This is a genomic window from Pseudomonas abietaniphila (assembly GCF_039697315.1).
Classification (GTDB): domain Bacteria; phylum Pseudomonadota; class Gammaproteobacteria; order Pseudomonadales; family Pseudomonadaceae; genus Aquipseudomonas; species Aquipseudomonas abietaniphila_B.
Genome location: NZ_CP155619.1, coordinates 5,371,835 through 5,375,780, shown reverse-complemented (window position 1 = coordinate 5,375,780; position 3,946 = coordinate 5,371,835). Strand labels below are relative to the sequence as shown.

Sequence of the window (3,946 nt, the reverse complement as noted above, 5' to 3'; positions counted from 1 at the left end):
GCTTTCACCTATTTGTTTCGGCAAGGCTCAACCCACGGACGGCCAAATCGGCCTCATCCGCAACGTTGTGAGAAAGGTTGGGTGGCCGCGAACGGCCACCGGTGCGACGCGTGGGCGTGCAGGTCCGGCTTAGCGCATGTGAATCAACGCGCCAGTTTTAGCGCCACACGCTCATGGCTCTGCGCCGGTCGGTTTGAACAGGGCTGTTCGTACTCGGCGAAGATGGACTCCACCACTTCCTGCGAACGCACGGCGAGCACCGACAGCAGCGTGTCGCTCAGGCCATGGCTGTCCTCGCAGCAGCCCTGCAGGAAGATGCCCGCCTCGCTCCCCGCACTCAGCGGCAGGCGATAGTGGCGATCGACGTTTGCCCCTTGAATGTAAGGCTGTACGCCAGCCAGCAGTTCCAGGTGATAGTCGCGGCGGTAACCGGTGGCCAGCACGACGATGTCGAAGGTTTCGCTGTGCATCTGGTCATGGGGTGCATCGCGCAGGAACAGTTCGATGCCGCCCGAGCCGACTTCGGCGTGAGCGACTTCCCGGTTGGTCAGCAACTGGTGACGCTGCTCGCCGCGCACTTTCTGCTGGTACATGCGCTGGAAAATGGTCTCGATCAGGTCGGTGTCGACCACCGAGTAGTTGGTGTTGCGGAACTCGTTGAACAATGCGCCGCGACGCTCTTCGCTGTGATTGAAGATCGTGTCGGTGAACGATGGGTTGAAGATCTGGTTGACGAACGGGCTGTCATCGGACGGCTTCAACGCACTGCCGCGAATGACCAGGCTGGCTTCCACGTTATCGAACCGGCTGGCGAGGTCTTCGAAGATTTCCGCTGCGCTCTGACCGCCGCCGACCACCGCGACACGCACGGGGCCCGGGCGGTTGGTCAGCAGGCGTTCGATGCCGCCCCGATACCCCGCCGAGTGCAGAACGCGGGGGTCGTCGATGCCGTCGAAGGCCTCAGGTGCCTGCGGAATGCCGCCAATCCCGAACACCAGATTGCGCGCACGGCGACGGGAAACACCCCCGCCCGCCCCACGGGACAGCACGTCCACCGCGACGAAACGGCCGTCCTGGAAATGCGGTTCGACCGAAATCACTTCCTCACCGTAGTGCGCCTGTTCGTTAAAGTGCGAAGCGGCCCAGCTCAGGTAATCGGTGTACTCCTCGCGGGTGGGGAAGAACGTCTTGAGGTTGATGAAATCCTGCAGACGGCCGCGTTCCTTCAGGTAATTGACGAAGGTGAAACGGCTGGCGGGATTGCGCAGCGTGACCAGATCCTTAAGGAAGGAAATCTGCATGGTCGACCCGTCGATCAGCATGCCTTCATGCCAGTTGAAAGCCGGTTTCTTTTCGAGGAAACACACCTGGGGCGCCAGACCGTTGCGCAAGGCATGCTCCTGGGTGGCGATGGCCAGCGCCAGGTTCGACGGGCCGAAACCAATGCCGATGTAGTCGTAGACGAGTTCCATGCTTCCCTCTCGTTAGGAGCGATGCGCCGTGAGTTCCAAGCGGGTGTGGAGGCGTTGCCACACAGGCTTGGGACCGCTCACGGGGCATCAAGAATGAGTAAGAGTGATTATCATTACAAAGACGCCTGAGCCTTCCGGCTGTTTAGTCTTTGCCGATGAAAAACTTACAAAGCCTTGACGGTTTTCATTGTGTAAGCGCCGCCAATCTCTTCCACCGCATCACGGCTGGCGTTGTCGCGACGATCACCCTGTAATTCGCTGAGCTGACCGGACTCCATCTTCACCAGCCTGTCGGCGAGGTCGAAGTACTGGTCATCGTGGCTGATGGCGAACACGGTGATGCCGGCGTTCTTGAACATCGGTAGCAACTCGCGGTAGAAAAACCGGCGAAACAGCGGGTCCTGGTCGGCGGCCCACTCGTCCAGCAGCAGGATGTCGCGCTGCTCAAGCAACGCCAGCAGCAGCGCCAGGCGTTTGCGTTGACCTTGGGAGAAACGCGTGTCGAGCAGATGACCATCGCCGATCTGCACCTTGTGCTTCATGTGCAGCTGATCGAGCCAATGGTCGATGTGCACAGCCTCGGCGTCCTGGCCGTCGTTGCCCAGCAATTGCGAAAACAGATGGAAATCGGTGAACACGCTGGCGAACAGGTGACGATAAGCCAGCCAGTCGCCCGAGCCGATGACCTGGCCGTCGATCAGGATCGAGCCGGCCGAAGGTCGGTATAACCCGCTGAGCAGGCGCGCGAGGCTGGATTTTCCGCTGCCGTTGCCGCCCATCAGAAACACGGTTTCACCACGGCGCAGGGTCAGGTTGACCGGGCCGACATCGAAACCGGGTTCATCACCCTGCGCCGGATAGTGGTATTCAACGTCGCGCAATTCCAGGGTCTGCCAATGGCCGACGATGTGGCTGGGGACGACCTGGAAACTGTCGTGATGCTCGGCGAGCGCCAGCGATTCGACCTTGTCCAGGGCCACGCGCCCTGAGATCTGCGCCGGAATCGCCGCCACCGCCAGCACCAGCGGTGTGCGCATGAACAGCACCGTCAGCGCGTAAGTGGCCGCCACTTCGGTCGGTGCCCAGCCCAGGCCGTTGGCAAGGTAGAACGCCAGGCCGATGGTGCCCAGTACCATGATGTTCGCCCAGTTGCTGGCCAGCCCGTGATACCGGTCGGCGAGCGTGAAGTGTTCGCGATAACGCTGCGCTGCCACGTCGAAGGTTTCTTCGTACAGACGACGGGCGCGGTCGCGGTTGAGCGTCAGTTCCTTGCGCCCGTCGATCACGGCCTGATAGCTCTGGTAGAGCTTGTCCTCCGACTCACGCAATGCGCGGATGTGCGCGTTGAGTTTGCCCACCAGCAACCAGCCGACGCCCAGCGTGAAGGCCATCCAGCACAGCGTGGTGATGAACAGCGACGGCGACAGCCACGCCAGATAACTGAACGACGCGACGCTGAGCACGCTGCCATAAATCAAGTCAGGCAACTGCACGAACGCCATGGTCACGGCACGAATGTCGCTCGACAGGCTGGCGAAAATTTTCGCGCCGCCGATGGACTCGATGCGTTCGATGTGGGTGTCCAGCAGGCGTTTGACCATCACCCGGCGCAGGCCGTAGACGAAGCGATGACCCAGAGCCGTCAGCGACAGCGATGCACCTGACGCCAGCGCCAGCAGCACCACCAGCATCAGGCCGAACTGCCACAACGCGGTGCCCAGACCGTCGTGTGTGCTGATCATGCGCTGGTTGACGAAGGCAATCACGCCCACGCTCAACAGGCCGCTGCTGATGCTCAGCAGCAGGACCATCGCGAGTGGCCAGCGGTATTGCTGGAAGACCAGACGAACTAATTTCATGGATGACTCCGGGCAGTGGAAGCAGAAACATAAGGGTGAATCGACGACGCCTAGATCTCGCCCAGCCGCGCACGGCAGTGAGACAGGGTGTCGCGCAGGAGGAAGTTGACCATCGTCGGAGACGTGCCGATGACCTTGGCAACGTCGCGCTGGGTGTAGCCCTGAATCTGGCTGAGGTTGAACACGATGCGCATGCGCTTGGGCAGTTCGTTGAGGGCACCGACCAGTTGGCTGAGGGACTCGCGTCCAGCCAACACACGCTCGGGCGAGACCTCGAAACGTGGCTGATCGTCGTGTTCGATCTCGGTGCCATGGCTGCGCTCAAGCCGTTGGCGACGCAGGCGGTCGATGGCGAGGTTACGCACCACCCGAAACATGTAGCGCGCCGGTTCGGTGGACGCCAGATCGCTTTCGAGCATTTTCACGAAAGCGTCCTGCACCACATCCTCGGCGCGGGCGCGACAGCCCAGGAATTTTGCCGCCAGACGCAGCAGCCCTTCCCGATGGGTGTTGTAGGTGCCCATCAGCGCATCCAGACGAGGATCAATCGATACGCAAGACCCGTTCACACAGGTGGAGCGAAGCGGGGTTGGCTGGCTCATTGCAGGATGAAAA

Annotated in this window: 3 protein-coding genes; all 3 read right to left on the bottom strand. The window is 61.3% G+C overall.

Features of this window, described 5'->3' with window-relative positions:
* Nucleotides 1–143: 143 nt before the first annotated feature.
* The 3 genes from ABDX87_RS23680 to ABDX87_RS23670 all read right to left on the bottom strand — a co-directional run bounded on the left by ABDX87_RS23680 (nucleotide 144) and on the right by ABDX87_RS23670 (nucleotide 3,933).
* Nucleotides 144–1,472, bottom strand: a complete 1,329-nt coding sequence (locus ABDX87_RS23680) for a lysine N(6)-hydroxylase/L-ornithine N(5)-oxygenase family protein (protein WP_346830054.1) — start codon at nucleotides 1,470–1,472, stop codon at nucleotides 144–146.
* 164 nt (nucleotides 1,473–1,636) lie between these two features.
* Nucleotides 1,637–3,331, bottom strand: a complete 1,695-nt coding sequence (locus ABDX87_RS23675; RefSeq protein WP_346830053.1) for a multidrug ABC transporter permease/ATP-binding protein — start codon at nucleotides 3,329–3,331, stop codon at nucleotides 1,637–1,639.
* Between the two features lie 50 nt (nucleotides 3,332–3,381).
* A complete protein-coding gene (locus ABDX87_RS23670; protein WP_346830052.1) occupies nucleotides 3,382–3,933 on the bottom strand; it encodes a sigma-70 family RNA polymerase sigma factor in 552 nt (183 codons plus the stop codon).
* Between the last annotated feature and the right edge of the window lie 13 nt (nucleotides 3,934–3,946).